The following is a 15,311-nucleotide window of genomic DNA, read 5'->3' on the forward strand; positions in this document are numbered from 1 at the left end:
TATTAGTAATAACATTAACCAGTCCGTCATTGACTCGTAGCCGTCAGTCGGCAGCGGAGAGGCAGTTTTTTACTCGTCTTAAATCATGCTGGGAATTGGAAACAAATCGGGCTCGAAATGAGCACCGACGGATGAGCATTTTTACGAACGATCAGCAAATGATTATTGGTAATAAAGTAGTTAAAATGCCGGCAACCCTTTCGGCGCCCGACTTTGCAGTGCTTAATGTTTACGATGATGGCTTTACATCGCCTCATACGAGGGTGTTTTATTCTAAGGTTGATCGCAGTCGGTACGTGGTAAAAATTCAAATGGGGTGGGGAGGTTATCGGGTTGAAAAAATCAATGGGTGGTAAAAGGCCAGCATTTATCCTTGCCAACGGGGTTATTGCCGCCACTTTAATTATTATGGCAAGCGTTTGGTTGGGATTATGTGAGCAGCAACTAAAAATTCAGCGGGAAAAAATGAGGACTAGTTTACGCGCAGCGAGGTTAGCGAAGGAAGCTACTGACCTAGCGGCAGCAAGCCACCATGGTGTCACGACAACTAACCACCATATGGTGGCAACGGTAAGCCGACGACAGGTTGTCGTAAAACAAGCAGGGCAAACAATTTATGAGGTTAGGTGCCCATGAAGCGACGGGACAATGCTTTCACCTTGGTGGAATGTGTAATTGGCTTATTAGTTATTGCCCTGGTGATGACGGGTTGCTATCTTTTGGCTAGCTCTGCTAACAGGATTAGCTATCAACAGGTTGAACAACCAGTGAGTTGGTATCAATTCTTAAATAAGCTAGAAAGTGAGCATTGGCAATTTTCTTTGTTGGCAGTGGAACCGAGTGGTCGTAGGATGAAATTAGTGAGTCAAACTAGTGGTGAGACTTATCAACTATTAGTCAGTGGCTCGGGGATGATTTATCTGCGAAAGATGAAAACGCCAACGAGCGCGAAGGGTTACTTACCACTCTATGGGCCGGTTGATAGTGGTGGTTTGAGACTAGCCAAACTAGATGGACAACGAGTGAAAGTGCAGGTGAAAAAGCGTGGACAAGATCTTCAAGAGGCGACACTTTGTTTTTCCCCGGTGGCGGACGGATTGCCGGCACAAAGGTGAGGTGATCTTCACGACGCTGTTAACGATGACCTTTATTAGCGCAGTCCTAATTTGCCAGTATCGCTGCTTTCAGGTTGAGCAGCAAAATTGTCGGCAGGCAGAACAACAGATGAGAAAGGCAATTTACCGTAATTTATCATCGTTAGATTAAGCAGATAACTACCACTTTAGTTTTGCGGGCCAGTAGGTCGCTGCTTGAATTTGCAGTTGAACATGATAAACTTATTTCGTACTACAAATTAGGTGAGGAGTGACAATCCTGACGCAACAAAGAGCAGAAGATTTATTTCTTCATTTTGATAAAGCAACACAACTTCTCCAACACGCTTTAAGGGAGTGTAAAATATTTTGTGTAAATTGATACCTTGAGGGTATTGAAAAAGGGAAAGCCTTCCCCGTATGATTGAAATCGCTAAAAACCAATCAGAATACGGAGACTTTCCCCATGAACCAGTTTAACAAAGATATTATCGCAGCGCTATCTTCCGACAAAGATATTACCCTGAATGAAGTCTTACGTCGTCAAATCGAAGTGGCCGCTAATCAGTTCCTTCAAAATGAACTGACTGCGGTGCTAGGCTACGAACCACATACTCGGATTGACCGATCAAAAGACGACGTGAACTACCGGAACGGGACGTACACCCGCACGATCGACACTGAGTACGGTGAAATCAATCTGACGATCCCACGGGACCGGTTAAACAAGTTTCAAAACGCCCTCTTCCCTCCTTACGTGCGTCGGACTGATGGACTGGAGGAAATGGTCATCAAGATGTACTCCAAGGGCGTCACAACTCGTGAAATCGCTGATATGGTTGAGAGAATGTACGGCCACTACTACTCACCAACCACGGTTTCAAACATCACTAAGCGGACGGAACACCTGGTTGAAGAGTTCCACGAGCGCAAATTCAAGTACTCACAGTACGTCTGTGTGTTCCTCGATGCTACTTACATTCCGTTACGCCGTGGTACCGTTGAACGAGAAGCCGTTAACGTAGCGATCGGAATTCGAAGTGACGGCGGTAAGGAAGTTCTTGACTACAGTATCGCACCGACCGAGAACGGAGCCGCTTGGTCTGAACTACTCCAGGGATTACGCGCACGGGGGATTAAAGATATTCAGTTGTTCATCGCCGACGGTTTAGTTGGACTTCAATCTGCGATTGAGGCTAACTACCCACAGGCGAAGTTTCAACGGTGCTGGGTCCACGCAGAGCGCAACCTTTTAGGGTACGTTCGCAAAAACGATCGCAGGGAGATTATCACCGACTTTAAGGCTATTCGGCAAGCAGAGAACCTACAAGCCGCCAAAGAACGATTGGCGGCTTTCAGTGCTAAGTGGGAGTCCAGTTATAAGCGTCGAATCAAGAATCTAGTCCAAATGGAGGAGCTATTCACGTTCTTCAGTTTTCCAACTGCGATCCGTCAGACCATCTACTCGACGAACCTAATTGAGTCGTTCAATAAGAGCCTGAAGAAGATGGTCCGANATAAGCGTCGAATCAAGAATCTAGTCCAAATGGAGGAGCTATTCACGTTCTTCAGTTTTCCAACTGCGATCCGTCAGACCATCTACTCGACGAACCTAATTGAGTCGTTCAATAAGAGCCTGAAGAAAATGGTCCGACGTAAAGAGCAGTTCCCAAACGAAGGGGCCCTCGATCGCTTTATCATGACGCAAGTAATGGAGTACAACGATAAATTTGAGAATCGAGCACATCGGGGATTCAAAGATTGTCACGACACGCTTGATTCGATGTTTTAGAATTGCCAATTCACGCGGGCGAAGTTTCCTTTTTTACACAACATTCTTGACACTCTCTCAATCTAAGCTTCTTAAATTACTAAATAACTTAGATACTGATAAAGCCGAAGTGCTTAGCAAAAGTGTCTTGGATTTAATGAACCTGAATAAATAACGAGCAAAGGGTACTACGTAAATTCGAAATACGTAGTACCCTTTGCTCGTTGGCTATAAAAAAGGGCTCTTTGTCAAATCCTGTTGACAGGTAAGAATCAAGCTTAAGCGGCTTGATTCTTTTTTTGTGCCATTTGGCGGAAATGAATGCGATAGACCAAGTGATTGTAATTTCTGAAACCAAAAGCAGTGCGTTGAATTTGTTTAATCATCCGATTGATCCCCTCAATGGTCCCGTTACTGTAGTCAAATCGTGAGGCGTTAAGGACGTACATGAGATTATGTCTGAGGGTGTGTAAAACAGCGGTCATCTGCGGACTAAGCTTGGTACCCGGATAGAGGCTTTCGGTCAGTTGATCGAGATTGCGTTGTTTGAGGTTTTGCATAACATTTTGTAGAAACTGGTAGTCGGCTCGTAAGCGATCATCAATAGCCAACCCTAAATCCACGCGCTCACCACTGGTAACCTTCTGACGAAGGTGACGATCATAATATTCATGCTCGTAAGAAAGATTCGTCGCAGATTTGAGATAAAGTTGCCAGCTAAACTTTAACAGTCGGTACTGGCGACTGGTTTTCGGGAATTGTTTCATGGCTTGGGCCCGATACTGATTGAAAGCACGAGTCATCATGGCAATAATATGAAAACGATCGATGATAATTTCGGCGTGGGGAAACAAGCGACGAGCGATGTCTTGGTAGTAACTGTTTAAGTCCACTGAAATGGTCTTTACCCGGGATCTTTCCGCAGGAGTGAAGCTTAGAAAATAGTTCTCAATCGTCCGCTTAAAGCGATCCGGCAGGATCGTTTGAATGCGATGGTGATCGTTGTCAATACAGATAAAGTGCAGTTGACGATGAACACCGCGAAATTCGTCCATCGCGAGGTTAGTAGGCAACTGGCGTTGGTATAAGGGAGCGATGGAGCGACTTGCGTCTAAATAACGCAGGACCGTGCTTGGAGAGATCGTATTGTCACGGGCAATACTTTCTAGCGAGCGATCGTCTTGAAAACTCATGGTGACCTTATTAGCGATATGGCAGTATTTACGGACCACATTCGATTGAGCCATAAAAATTCGTCGACAATCTTTACAACGCAGGCGCTGCTTATGGATTCGTAGAAACACCGGATGACTGGCGTCATCGGTGGTAAAAACAGTTTGTACCGTAGAATACCCAAACTTTACCAGGCGGCGGTGATGACAGTTGGGGCAAGAGATTAGCTGATTGCGCAGTTTAAATTCGTAAATCCGACATTTACGAATATCGGGATAAAGCTTTTTGCGAGTGCCCTTAGCCAAATTGATAAAGGCATAGAAATAATCCATCCAAATCAGATTGGAGTCTTTCATTCCTAGTGCAAAACAGATAGAATCATTATTAGGAGTCATCCTGAATCATCCTTTCGATAGAAGCTATTTGGTCGTAGATTTTTCCTGAAGGGAGTCAGTGATGGCTCCCTTTTTGTACGAAAAAATCCCGTTAACAGATNCTAGTGCAAAACAGATAGAATCATTATTAGGAGTCATCCTGAATCATCCTTTCGATAGAAGCTATTTGGTCGTAGATTTTTCCTGAAGGGAGTCAGTGATGGCTCCCTTTTTGTACGAAAAAATCCCGTTAACAGATTACCACGTTGGCAATCCATCAACAGGATTTAGTGTAGAGCCATTGTTTGTTAACGCTGAAGGGATACATTGGGAATTAGCCAGATGCATTATGTCTATTAGTTTTATTTACCTGAAATATTATTAATTATGACTTTTTTAAGGGGATTAATACGATAATGATTAAATTGATGAGCATTTAGGAACAACTGAAGTTGTGCTGGATAAACACCGTTTGCTTCAACAACGACTTCTGGCTTTTGAGTCAACACGTTTGAATTATTGCGTTTGTCCTTGAGTATTACTGCTTTCGTCACTTTAAAGAGCTTGTCTTGGGCAGTCTTACAAAAGGGCTATTTATGCCAATTTCTAAAATAATCGACAGTGTCATTGTGCCAATACCATAGGGAGAAGCTTTTGTGTAATAACAACATCGGAAGCTTTATCTATGACGTCAATTTGTTAAAGGGCCAGGGCATTTTAATCTTGTCCTCTTTTGTTAACTGAAAAGGATGAATTGTAATCCCATCAAAACTCGGCCTATCGTTAAATTATTATGTTTTATTCTCATCATAAATACAAAGCGGCACCGATGGAAATACCATCGGTACCGAATAGTGTACAACCAACAAATACCACTGTTAGGTAGAGGAGGATTATCATATGCAGAGGAATTAGGTTGCTAATTTGAATAGTTAAGAAACTCTTTTTATAACTTTTCGCCATTACTGAGAATTACATCGCGATACCAGTAATAAGAATCTTTTTTGTATCTTTTATTGGTACCTCGACCATGATCGTCGAGGTCAACATAGATAAAACCATAACGTTTTGACATTTGTGATGTTGAGGCACTAACTAAGTCAATGGGAGCCCAACTAGTGTAGCCAAGTAAGTCAACACCGTTATTAACGGCTTTTTTCATTTCCCGAAAGTGTTGTCTAAAATAATTAATCCGGTATTCATCATTGATTGAGCCGTCGCTATTTAACTGATCAGTTGCGCCCACACCATTTTCAGCCACAAACAATGGCTTATGATAACGGTCAAATAACTGAAGTAGTGACAGACGAAGTCCAACTGGATCGATTGTCCACCCCCAGTCAGTGGTTGGCAAGTAAGGGTTTTTACCGCCAACGATTGTATTACCGCTAGTTAATTCTAAGCCGCTTTTATCACTTGCTGTTAAAAGGGACATGTAATAACTAAAAGAAACAAAGTCGACCGTATTATTGGCAATAAGAGCTAATTCTCTTTTGGTGACATCTAAATGAATCGAATTATGTTTAAAATATTGGCGAATCAAGGGCGGATAATACCCTTTTACCTGAACATCACTACAGAAATAGTTCATCGTATTTTTATTAAAAGCAGCGAGGATATCAATGGGCTTAGCAGTTGCCGGATAAGTTGTCAGCTTTGTCAGCATACAACCGATCATGCTGTGTGGAATCATTTGATGGCATAGTTTAGTAACCATCGAAGATGCCACAAATTGATTATGAAGGGCTTGAAACTCATCTTGCAGTAAGTTATTGCTTTTATCTGGAACAATTCCGGCTGAGGTAAAAGGATGTCTGGTGACACTATCAATTTCGTTAAAGGTAAGCCAGTATTTTACCTCGGGAAAATTATCAAAGCAGACTTGAGCGAAACGAACAAAATCATCGATGACTCGTTTGTTAGCCCAACCGTTATACTTAACTGCTAAAGACAGGGGCATTTCGTAGTGAGAAAGAGTTATTAACGGTTCAATGTGGTACTTCCTCAATTCAGCAATAAATCGATGATAGTAGTGAAGCCCAGCTGCGTTAGGCGTTTTCTCTTCACCGGTGGGAAACAGACGTGTCCAGGCGATAGAAAATCTAAAAACTTTGAATCCCATTCCGGCAAATAATTTAATATCTTCCTGAAAATGGTGGTACATATCAATACCACGACGCTTAGGATAATTATTGCTTGTGGGATCGGCGATGGCTTTGCTAATTTCACTAGAATTGATGGCTACCTGCTGGCGGTAATTGTTTCTTGCTGTAGTTTTAAGACGGGCAACATCGGCAACAGATAGTCCTTTCCCATCGACATTCCACGCACCTTCAACTTGGTTGGCGGCTACCGCACCACCCCAGAGAAAATCTTTTCGAAAGCCCATTTTATCACCACCATTTCTATTCAGTTGCTAATGGCATACGAAGATTTTCTTTACTAGTTTGAGTAACAACAACCATCACGGGCGTTTGGTAGCCAGCGTTTTTAACTTTAGTAAAGTCAACCTTTACGGCAGGGTCTCCGTCCTGTACCTGCTGTCCCTCTTTTAACAGTGATTCGAAGTATTTGCCATTTAGTTTAACCGTATCAACGCCCACGTGCACTAACACTTCACTACCGTCTGCTGTTTGAACTCCAAAGGCGTGACCGGTTGGGTAAACCATTTTGATAGTTCCGCTTATCGGTACCCGCACCAGATCATCTGTTGGATCCACTGCAAAACCTTTACCCATCAGCCCTTTGGCAAAGACCTCATCATTAACATCTTGAAGGGGCATAACTTGTCCAGCAACCGGGCTAGTTAATTGGAGGCCTTCAACTCCAACCTTCGTACTCTTTGCTTTTTGATCCCACGCTACCTCTGTACTATCTGTATCCTTCCAAACAACGAGACTGACAAAGAAGGAAAGAACGAAGGAAAATAATAATCCCCAAACTGCGTGAACAAGATTAGCAGAATTGTTTTTATCCACGAAAATCGTCAAAGTGGTAAGGCCCGGTCCTACCGGTGCAAAACCATTCAACCCAATTAGGCCGATAAAAGCACCACCGACTAGTGAGGAACCCATTACGCTGGCAAGAGCACGCTTATTTTGGAGTGTTACACCGTAGATTGCTGGTTCAGTAATTCCACACATGGCTGAGACAGCACCAGAAATGGCAGTAGCCCGAAGCCGTTTGTCCTTTGTTTTCAGTGCGATTGCCAGACAAGTACCAGCTTCAGCCGTATTATGAGCTAACGATGCAGGCAAGTAGAGCATTTCACGTTTCATAGTACCGAGTGTGGTGATAACGTATGGAACTAATGGTTTATGCATTCCCGTAGCAACAAGTAGTGGCAAAACACCAGCTAGTACGGCGGTTGCCACCCAGCCCACGTGATGAAAAAGCCAGAGGATCCCGGTAGTGAATTCTTGACCAGCTACGAAGCCGACAGGTCCTAGAAAAAGCAGAGAGACCGGGACGCTGAGGGCCATTGCCACCATTGGGACAAAGAAAACGCGGACAGCGCGAGGACTATATTTCATCAACTGCTTTTCTACAAAAGCGTAGAAAAGGACTGTTAAAATAGCAGGGAAAACCTGTGAGGAATAATCAACATTTGTTAACTTCATGCCAAATAGACTAAGACCACCAGCTAAGGATTTCACCATTGGTGGAAGAACCAGAACACCGACTACTGATGTAGCAACCAATTCATTGACTTTGAGCTTGCGTGCACTAGTGACGGCAACAAGGAGTGGTAGAAAATAAATTGGGGCGGTACCAGCGAAGTTCAGAACCTGGTAAAGGGTGCTTTTGCTACTTAACCAACCACAAAGGACTAGAAGCATTAGCAGCGAGCGTAAGACCCCACCACCAGCAATGGCTGGGATAAGTGGCTGAAAGACAGATACCATAAAATCAAGTACGACTTGATACCATTTTTTCTTCGTACGTGATGAGGTAGCCTGATTTTGCTGTTTTCGACTAGCAGTTTTTAGTTCGTGCTGAACAGCTTCAAATAAATCATCTACTTTGTTTCCGACGACTACTTGAAATTGTCCGTTGCTCGTTGTGGCTCCGATAACTCCTGGTAGTTGCTGGACAGCTTTGAGATCAGCTGCAGAAAAATCGTGGAGGACGAAGCGAAGGCGGGTAGTACAGTGCATGACGCTAACCACATTTGCTGGTCCGCCTACCAGTTTCACAACTTGTGAAGCTAAAGTATTGTTCATTTTAATCATTCCTTTCTAATCATCTGAACAAGACAGTTTTTAAATTACTTAGTGGTGTTATCACCTTCTAAAAGAAAAAGGCCAAAAAGCTATGACAGCTTTTTGGCCCTCCAGAAGGTGATGGGATCTCCCAATTGCTGCCCGTTTTATTGTTGATTACGGGCAACATAAAATTTAGTGCCCGCATTATTAGATAATAATGACAGCACTAATAATGTTATTATTGTTGCTAAATAGTGAGTTCTCCATCGGTTTAACCTCCTTGCAAAATTAAAAAATAATGAGAAAATCTTGGTAGAAATTAGGATACCTGGAAGTCGATAAAATGTCAACACCTGTTTTAAATAAAAACACCGGTGATTAAGAACACCGGTGTTAACTTAATTGATGGCAGTGTTTAATCGTCAGCCAGACGGTAGACTTCAGTAAAGTGGTCGTTACAAGCACTACGAGCAGCAAATTCGACAATTTCATTATAGTCGTCACCGTCACGCCAAGCGTTCATCTTATCGCGATCGAACCATATTGTAATGAGGATAGTGCGTTGCTTAACGTCATCTCTTGAACAAAGAAGGCCGCCAATCATTCCGTCTTTTTGACTATTATCCAGTACTTGAGATGCTTTTTTACGGAAAAGTTCTTCGTCGTGCTTACCCAAACGGAATGACTCGTAACGGATCAAACCGCGAAATTCAATGTTACCAGTTTTTTTGAATGGACGTAAGGTAATGCCGTAGTCAAAAATACTGTCTTTACCGGACAGGTCAAACAGGGCAAATTTGTCTTCATGTTTGACTTCTTGAAGGTAGGCAAACTGACGGTCGGTGTTATCAGCCATCAGTTGCTTTAAATTGTCCGGGGAACCAAAGGTCAAAATGATTTTATTAGTCATTGAGATTACTTCCTCACATTATTAATCGTTTTCATTTCCATGATACACTACCACGAGTGCAATATCTAACAAAAATCGGAATTTGTCATAATCGACGTGCTTTTTTATTTGAATTCACAAAAAATTCACAGAATCTTCCTTACAAAAAGTAAATAAATTCACTGGGAACTATTTTATTCGACTGCTGATCGTCGTATAATATATACATAAAGTTATTCAACTGAAAAGTGAAAGGGAGGCATTTGATGATTACTTTATATACGTCTCCAAGTTGCACTTCTTGCCGCAAGGCTCGTGCATGGTTAAAAGAGCATAATATTCCGTTCGTTGAACGTAATGTTTTTGCAGAACCGATGTCAATGGATGAAATCAAGGGAATTTTGCAGATGACTGAAAACGGAACGGAAGATATCATTTCAAAGCGTTCCAAAGCATATAAGCAACTGAAGGTTAATTTAGACGAGTTGCCACTAAAAAAGCTTTATGTTTTACTTCACCAAAATCCTGGACTGCTTCGCCGACCCATCATTGTTGATGACCGGCGGCTTCAAGTGGGTTACAATGAAGATGAAATCCGCCGATTTTTGCCGCGTCAGGTACGGCGTTTAGAACTGCAAGAAGCGCAACGACGAGCTAACTTAGGTTAATTAAATTATTAAAGAGCGGCGATTATTCGCCGCTTTTTGTGTAAAGGCATATTCTTTACTTTTTTTGGCAAACCTGTAAAATTAACGTATTGACATAATGAACGGAGGCGCTTGTCATGAAGATGGAACACATCAACGAAAACACGATTCGCGTCCTGCTCGGCAGTGACGACCTCAGCGCCCGCGGGATTACAGTTCTTGACCTTTTAGGAAATCGCAAACAGATTCAGGACTTTTTCTACAGTATCCTTGATGAGGTTGATACGAACCATGAATTTCGTGATAATGAAACAGTAACGTTTCAGGTCTTGCCGACACGAACGGGTCTCGAATTATTTATTAGTAAGGTCGACCCAGATAGTGAAGATGGCAACGTAAATAATGATGCTATTTCTCGTTACATTAAGCGAGAAATGGTCGGCAAAGATCAGCAAGTAATCAATACTAATCCCACTGGGCAAGAAAAGGGTTCTGCTGACGCACCACAAGATGAATTTGGTGAGGAACCGATGATAACCAGGGTGGTTAAGTTTAATAACTTTGAAGACGTAATTAGTGCTAGTCACATGATTGAGCCAGTAGATCAAATGAGTAGTGATCTTTATAGTCTTGATGAGCAGTACTTTCTTATTTTGACCTTCTTTAATGATGGTGCACTTGCTGAAGGGATTATTGATGACGTGCTGGCAATGTTAAGTGAATATGCTCTGCAAACTGCCATTACAGCCGATATTATTGAGGAACACGGGAAGATACTAATGTCACATTCGGCGCTTGAACGAGTACGATACTATTTTTAAGTTAAATACTAACTAATTTCTGGTGTTGCCAATGGCAATGCCATTTTTTTTCGTGCTTTTGGCAGAACCTTTACGTAATTAATAACTGGGAGGAGATAAAATGAAAGTTGCTTTATTACATGAACGTCCAGTACGAGCAGAGTTGTGTTTTAAAAGCGCAGACTATCGTTGTACTGATTGCGGGCAGCAAATGATTTTATGCCGTGGAACGAAAAAAGTTGCTTATTTTGCTCATCACAGGCGTGATGATTGTGGTAGCAGTGATGGAGAAACACCCTAACCACGCCCGCGGTAAGCAACAAATTTTTAACTGGGCACAAGCACAAGGGTGGCAGCCACAAATGGAAGTTTATCTTAGTGAAATTGCTCAGCGACCGGATGTGTTGGTTCACATTAATGGACGGCCAATGGCATTGGAATTTCAATGTAGTTCTCTGTCGGCACAACGCTTACAAGAAAGAAATGATGGCTATCATCGGTTGGGCATTGCTGTGTACTGGTTATTGGGACCGACCTATCTTCGTCATTTACGCGCGGGAATGATCTCACAGTTTACCCAACTTCATGCGGGGAGTCCTCACCTGGCCTTTTGGCGACTTGATCGACAGGAGATTGAATTTCGCCAGAACTATTATCGTCCTTTTTTGAGTAGAAAGATGGTTAGCACCAGAGACTTGATTTTACGTCAAACACAATCGCTTCAGCGTTACATGCATTATCGGGATCGTCGGTGGCGTTCACTGATTAACCAGGCTTACGTGAATGGTCACCAACTAAGTGCTTGCCCACTCGTGGTTCACCCGTTAGTACCACAGTGGCCCTTACTAGACCAGGGAGAACTATATTGGCGCTTAAGGATCATTTTAAAGTTGACTATTTGCCAGGTGGGGATGATTTGGCGACGTTCGGAATGGAATCATTGGTTGATTCAACAAGGGCGGTGGTGGCCAACTCCTTGTTTGACACGGAAAAGTCGGCAACGGTTAATTCACAAAATCGTCGACCAATTTACTAGTGAATTGCTTGACGCGGGAGTGGTTCGACAAGAAAATGCCAATATCTGTTTGATGAGACAGCCGCAGTGGTTTGACGACGATACTGTTAAGGTAAAGAAACTTCTTGAAGGATGTAGATAGTATTATGTTGACACGGTGTCATTTCGACGCTATTATTTAAGACAATAAGTTGACACGGTGTCATGATAAAGGAGGAACTACTTTGCCATCACCACAGTTTTTACGGTTGCCAGCTGTCAAGCAGGATAAGGTCCTGTCAGCATTATTTCACGAATTTACTCATTACTCACTTGCAAATGCCCAGGTGGCGCGGATTGTCAAGGATGCTGGTATCGCAAGAGGCGCTTTTTATAATTACTTTGCTGACCTCGAGGATGCTTATTCATATTTGTTTGCGCACGAGATGAAAGAAGTTCATCAGCCCCTGTGGTTGAATCATAAACGACAGCTTTCGGCTGACGATTATCTTCAGCAAACGACCCTTTTTTTAAAAAGTGTTAATCGACAAAAATTACGTCAACTTCTTATTTTTCACTACCAAACAAATGCTGGTTTACTGCGGCAAATTAAAGGTGGGCAACGGTGGCTTCCTCCGGAAAAAGAAGCAACGCCACGTCAATGGGCAACCAAGACACTTATCCATCAGGCAATCAGGGAAGCAATTTTAAATCCAAGAGCAGAAGAACAAATTTTACGAAAGCTGAAAGTGGTCTTAAATCTGCTGGAGGGGGGGAGCTTAAAGTGTTTTTAGCATGGCATGAAATTAAGCGGGAAAAGGTCCGTTATGGCCTTGTTATTGCAATGATCGTGCTGATAAGTTACCTGTTATTTATGCTAGTAGGGCTGATGGACGGGCTGAAGAATGAAAATACTGCTGCTATTGAAGAGTGGCGGACAGAAACCGTTTGGTTGAATAAGGGGAGTAACGATCGCTTAGCAGAATCGGTATTGACATACCAGCAAGTTGCTAGCTTGCCACAAACCGACCACTTTTCACTGATTGGTGACCAACCAGTAAAAATGGAATTAGACCGTCAACATCACCGTCATGCTCAAACTCTTCAGTTTATCGGACTGAATTCAACAGAGTTTATTGCGCAAAAGAGGGTAATGTTGACTAGCGGACACCAAGTCAGAAATAGTCAACAGTTGGTTTTAGATAATTCCCTGAAACAAAAAGGTTATCGGCTGGGAGACTGGGTCGTTTTGAATGGCGGGACTAAGAAGTTTCGCATAGTGGGTTTTGCTCGTAACGCTAAGATTAATATTTCACCGGTTGCCTACGGAACATTAAAAGCGTGGCAACAACTGCGAGGTGGCAATTTTGCTGCTAGTGCGGTTATTAGCGACCGCAAATCGCATGATAGTGGATATGAGTTGAAACGATATTCGGTTCAGCAGTTTATTAATAAGCTTCCAGGATATACGGCACAAAATGCGACATTGCAACTGATGATTGCATTTCTGCTGGTGATCTCGTTGGTAGTCATTGCGGTTTTTCTCTACATTTTGACCATGCAAAAGAAACAGCAGTACGCACTCTTGCGTGCGCAGGGCATTCCAGCTAAGACATTGGTAATGGCGACCATCAGTCAGTCACTGTTGCTCATAATAACGGGGTTAGTTATTTCGACTGGTTTGACAGTGCTGACCGTTCATTTGCTCCCCGCGGGAGTTCCGATTATGTTTAAGATAAATAACATGATTTTGATGGGAATAGGGATGGTAGCAATTGGTGTTTTAGGAGCGCTCGTTCCGGCGCTGATGATCGTCCGGATTGATCCGCTTGATGCGTTGAAATGAGGAAATCAAGATGAAAATGATTGAATTAGATCATGTGAATAAGATTTTCGGTAATGGTGTCGGTCGTGTTCAAGCAATCAAAGATATTAGCTTTGCGGCGAAAAGCGGCGAACTAAGCCTTGTTTTAGGCCCTTCTGGTTCTGGGAAAAGTACTTTTCTGACCATTGCTGGTGGGTTGCAGAAACCAACGAGCGGAACGGTCAAAATTGGTGGAATCGATGTCGGCTCCTTATCCGCCAAGGAAAGAGACCGACTCCGGTTGAATAAAGTTGGTTTCGTTTTGCAAAATTACGACTTATTACCCTACCTAACTGTTAAAGAACAGTTTCAACTGATTCAACGGGTGAGTTCGCAAACAATCAGTCAGCAAGAATTAAAGAAACTGCTGAAAGAGCTGGGTATTGACCAACTAGTTAACAAATACCCACCACAACTATCCGGGGGACAGATGCAGCGGGTTGCTATTGCGCGGGCGCTATATCAAAAGCCAGCGGTTATTCTCGCTGACGAGCCTACCGCTGCATTGGATTCTCAGCGAGTTCAGGTGGTTGGTAAATTATTGACTAACCTCGCTCACCAACGTGGTGAAACTGTTATTGTGGTCACACATGACGAACGTTTACGGAGCTTTGCCGACCACGTTTATCAGATTATTGATGGTCAGATGACTATGGAAAGCTGAAGAAACAACTAAACGCCAGCGCTGAAATAACGCTGGCGTTTAGTTAGTTTAATTAATAATCAGTTCTTTTTATTACGAACACAGGTGAATAAGCTTAGTTGTTTTGCTAGGCTGGCTGGACTAACCTGATTATCCAGTTGGTGATTACGGTAGGCATCGATAAGCGTTCTCATATCAAAATTATCTACTAGGAGACTGTATTTAGGGTTATCAGTATCCACCACCACTGCGGTTGACGGGGAGAACACACCCAACCCACTCGCAAATTGCTGGTGGCGTTTGAAAGATCGCTTAGCTAACGCCGACTGTCGATCCTCAAGAAACATGTCAATATCTAGCTTGGCTTTAACAGCCGTTTTCTGAGCAAGTTCACTGCTATAGTGTCGAGAGTTATTGAGCAGCGCCTTTTGCAACTGCAGCAAGTATAACCGGGCCCGGCGTCGTCCTTGAAAGAGGGCTGCCTCATAGTCCATTGTCACTTGCATTAATACTTGGGCAGTATGGTTTCGCAGGGCCAGGCCACACTTGCTTTCCTGGTAAAGGCTCATTGTCTCCGAAATAGTCTGCATATTCAGTAGGGGGATAAACTGATAGTTAATTTTGGTACTGATATCATGATCAATTGTCAGTAAGCTCTGCTCACGGTTGATACACCCTAGCCCAAGAGGGTTGACAAACAAATGAATTTCAAGCACGGACTGCACCTCTCAACAATGAATATTTGTTTCGGATTAATCTTCAATGTCATTCTGCCAAATTCTTTGTACCTTTTCAAGCAAACTGCATCGGATACTGAACGAAGTTCTAAGGGAAGGAATATGTTAAAATAAGACCGA

At 42.9% G+C, this 15,311-nt stretch carries 18 protein-coding genes; 12 read left to right on the forward strand and 6 right to left on the reverse strand.

Annotated elements, in window-relative coordinates; all coding sequences use genetic code 11:
- Positions 1–131 precede the first annotated feature (131 nt).
- The 5 genes from C1710_RS06445 (at position 132) to C1710_RS06460 (ending at position 2,886) form a co-directional block, all read left to right on the forward strand.
- On the forward strand, positions 132–356 hold the full coding sequence (locus C1710_RS06445) for a hypothetical protein (RefSeq protein ID WP_102281197.1): 225 nt from the start codon (positions 132–134) through the stop codon (positions 354–356).
- Positions 334–636, forward strand: coding sequence for a hypothetical protein (locus C1710_RS06450; protein WP_102281199.1), 303 nt, complete (start codon positions 334–336; stop codon positions 634–636). The genes C1710_RS06445 and C1710_RS06450 overlap by 23 nt, the downstream gene beginning before the upstream one ends.
- Positions 633–1,115 carry a prepilin-type N-terminal cleavage/methylation domain-containing protein gene (locus C1710_RS06455; RefSeq protein WP_102281200.1) on the forward strand — a complete coding sequence of 161 codons (483 nt, stop codon included), beginning with the start codon at positions 633–635 and terminating at the stop codon, positions 1,113–1,115. The genes C1710_RS06450 and C1710_RS06455 overlap by 4 nt, the downstream gene beginning before the upstream one ends.
- A 25-nt stretch (positions 1,116–1,140) precedes the next feature.
- A complete protein-coding gene (locus tag C1710_RS08455; RefSeq protein WP_268874826.1) occupies positions 1,141–1,266 on the forward strand; it encodes a hypothetical protein in 126 nt (41 codons plus the stop codon).
- 294 nt (positions 1,267–1,560) lie between these two features.
- A complete protein-coding gene (locus C1710_RS06460) occupies positions 1,561–2,886 on the forward strand; it encodes an IS256 family transposase (RefSeq protein WP_180961321.1) in 1,326 nt (441 codons plus the stop codon).
- A 257-nt stretch (positions 2,887–3,143) separates the two neighbouring features.
- On the opposite strand, the gene C1710_RS06465 is transcribed toward C1710_RS06460, so the two are convergent.
- The 5 genes from C1710_RS06465 to C1710_RS06480 all read right to left on the reverse strand — a co-directional run bounded on the left by C1710_RS06465 (position 3,144) and on the right by C1710_RS06480 (position 9,527).
- Positions 3,144–4,433, reverse strand: coding sequence for an ISL3 family transposase (locus C1710_RS06465; protein ID WP_102281201.1), 1,290 nt, complete (start codon positions 4,431–4,433; stop codon positions 3,144–3,146).
- A gap of 341 nt (positions 4,434–4,774) precedes the next feature.
- Entirely contained in the window at positions 4,775–4,966 is a 192-nt protein-coding gene (locus C1710_RS08205) for a hypothetical protein (RefSeq protein ID WP_146002378.1), read from the reverse strand.
- Positions 4,967–5,358: 392 nt separating this feature from the next.
- A complete protein-coding gene (locus C1710_RS06470) occupies positions 5,359–6,801 on the reverse strand; it encodes a glycoside hydrolase family 1 protein (protein WP_102281203.1) in 1,443 nt (480 codons plus the stop codon).
- Between the two features lie 16 nt (positions 6,802–6,817).
- Positions 6,818–8,635, reverse strand: a complete 1,818-nt coding sequence (locus C1710_RS06475; RefSeq protein ID WP_235857985.1) for a beta-glucoside-specific PTS transporter subunit IIABC — start codon at positions 8,633–8,635, stop codon at positions 6,818–6,820.
- Between the two features lie 397 nt (positions 8,636–9,032).
- A complete protein-coding gene (locus C1710_RS06480; protein WP_102281205.1) occupies positions 9,033–9,527 on the reverse strand; it encodes a hypothetical protein in 495 nt (164 codons plus the stop codon).
- Positions 9,528–9,772: 245 nt separating this feature from the next.
- On the opposite strand from C1710_RS06480, the gene C1710_RS06485 reads away from it, so the two are divergent.
- The 7 genes from C1710_RS06485 to C1710_RS06510 all read left to right on the forward strand — a co-directional run bounded on the left by C1710_RS06485 (position 9,773) and on the right by C1710_RS06510 (position 14,475).
- Positions 9,773–10,174, forward strand: a complete 402-nt coding sequence (locus tag C1710_RS06485; protein ID WP_102281207.1) for a Spx/MgsR family RNA polymerase-binding regulatory protein — start codon at positions 9,773–9,775, stop codon at positions 10,172–10,174.
- Between the two features lie 116 nt (positions 10,175–10,290).
- A complete protein-coding gene (locus C1710_RS06490; protein WP_102281208.1) occupies positions 10,291–10,974 on the forward strand; it encodes an adaptor protein MecA in 684 nt (227 codons plus the stop codon).
- Between the two features lie 100 nt (positions 10,975–11,074).
- The gene (locus C1710_RS08210; RefSeq protein WP_146002379.1) at positions 11,075–11,254 is read left to right on the forward strand and encodes a competence protein CoiA family protein; all 180 of its coding nucleotides are present in this window, start codon (positions 11,075–11,077) and stop codon (positions 11,252–11,254) included.
- The gene (locus C1710_RS06495) at positions 11,226–12,110 is read left to right on the forward strand and encodes a competence protein CoiA (RefSeq protein WP_180961322.1); all 885 of its coding nucleotides are present in this window, start codon (positions 11,226–11,228) and stop codon (positions 12,108–12,110) included. The genes C1710_RS08210 and C1710_RS06495 overlap by 29 nt, the downstream gene beginning before the upstream one ends.
- An 82-nt stretch (positions 12,111–12,192) precedes the next feature.
- Complete coding sequence (locus C1710_RS06500) at positions 12,193–12,741, forward strand: TetR/AcrR family transcriptional regulator (protein WP_180961323.1); 549 nt, start codon at positions 12,193–12,195, stop codon at positions 12,739–12,741.
- Positions 12,732–13,793 (forward strand): ABC transporter permease, encoded by a 1,062-nt coding sequence (locus tag C1710_RS06505; protein ID WP_102281212.1) that lies wholly within the window; start codon positions 12,732–12,734, stop codon positions 13,791–13,793. Before C1710_RS06500 ends, C1710_RS06505 begins: the two co-directional genes overlap by 10 nt.
- 10 nt (positions 13,794–13,803) lie before the next feature.
- Positions 13,804–14,475 carry an ABC transporter ATP-binding protein gene (locus C1710_RS06510; protein WP_102281213.1) on the forward strand — a complete coding sequence of 224 codons (672 nt, stop codon included), beginning with the start codon at positions 13,804–13,806 and terminating at the stop codon, positions 14,473–14,475.
- A gap of 59 nt (positions 14,476–14,534) precedes the next feature.
- On the opposite strand, the gene C1710_RS06515 is transcribed toward C1710_RS06510, so the two are convergent.
- Positions 14,535–15,170: a DsbA family protein gene (locus tag C1710_RS06515; RefSeq protein ID WP_180961324.1), complete on the reverse strand. Its 636-nt coding sequence runs from the start codon at positions 15,168–15,170 to the stop codon at positions 14,535–14,537.
- Positions 15,171–15,311 lie beyond the last annotated feature (141 nt).

The sequence above is a fragment of the [Lactobacillus] timonensis genome (assembly GCF_900240275.1).
GTDB lineage: Bacteria > Bacillota > Bacilli > Lactobacillales > Lactobacillaceae > Limosilactobacillus > Limosilactobacillus timonensis.

What these genes read in the sequence shown, in the direction of transcription:
- C1710_RS06445 (WP_102281197.1), top strand. Translation starts at nt 132, where the DNA reads ATGAGCATTTTTACGAACGATCAGCAAATGATTATTGGTAATAAAGTA.
- C1710_RS06455 (WP_102281200.1), top strand. Translation starts at nt 633, where the DNA reads ATGAAGCGACGGGACAATGCTTTCACCTTGGTGGAATGTGTAATTGGC.
- C1710_RS08455 (WP_268874826.1), top strand. Translation starts at nt 1,141, where the DNA reads ATGACCTTTATTAGCGCAGTCCTAATTTGCCAGTATCGCTGCTTTCAG.
- C1710_RS06465 (WP_102281201.1), bottom strand. Translation starts at nt 4,433, where the DNA reads ATGACTCCTAATAATGATTCTATCTGTTTTGCACTAGGAATGAAAGAC.
- C1710_RS06470 (WP_102281203.1), bottom strand. Translation starts at nt 6,801, where the DNA reads ATGGGCTTTCGAAAAGATTTTCTCTGGGGTGGTGCGGTAGCCGCCAAC.
- C1710_RS06475 (WP_235857985.1), bottom strand. Translation starts at nt 8,635, where the DNA reads ATGAACAATACTTTAGCTTCACAAGTTGTGAAACTGGTAGGCGGACCA.
- C1710_RS06480 (WP_102281205.1), bottom strand. Translation starts at nt 9,527, where the DNA reads ATGACTAATAAAATCATTTTGACCTTTGGTTCCCCGGACAATTTAAAG.
- C1710_RS06485 (WP_102281207.1), top strand. Translation starts at nt 9,773, where the DNA reads ATGATTACTTTATATACGTCTCCAAGTTGCACTTCTTGCCGCAAGGCT.
- C1710_RS06490 (WP_102281208.1), top strand. Translation starts at nt 10,291, where the DNA reads ATGAAGATGGAACACATCAACGAAAACACGATTCGCGTCCTGCTCGGC.
- C1710_RS08210 (WP_146002379.1), top strand. Translation starts at nt 11,075, where the DNA reads ATGAAAGTTGCTTTATTACATGAACGTCCAGTACGAGCAGAGTTGTGT.
- C1710_RS06510 (WP_102281213.1), top strand. Translation starts at nt 13,804, where the DNA reads ATGAAAATGATTGAATTAGATCATGTGAATAAGATTTTCGGTAATGGT.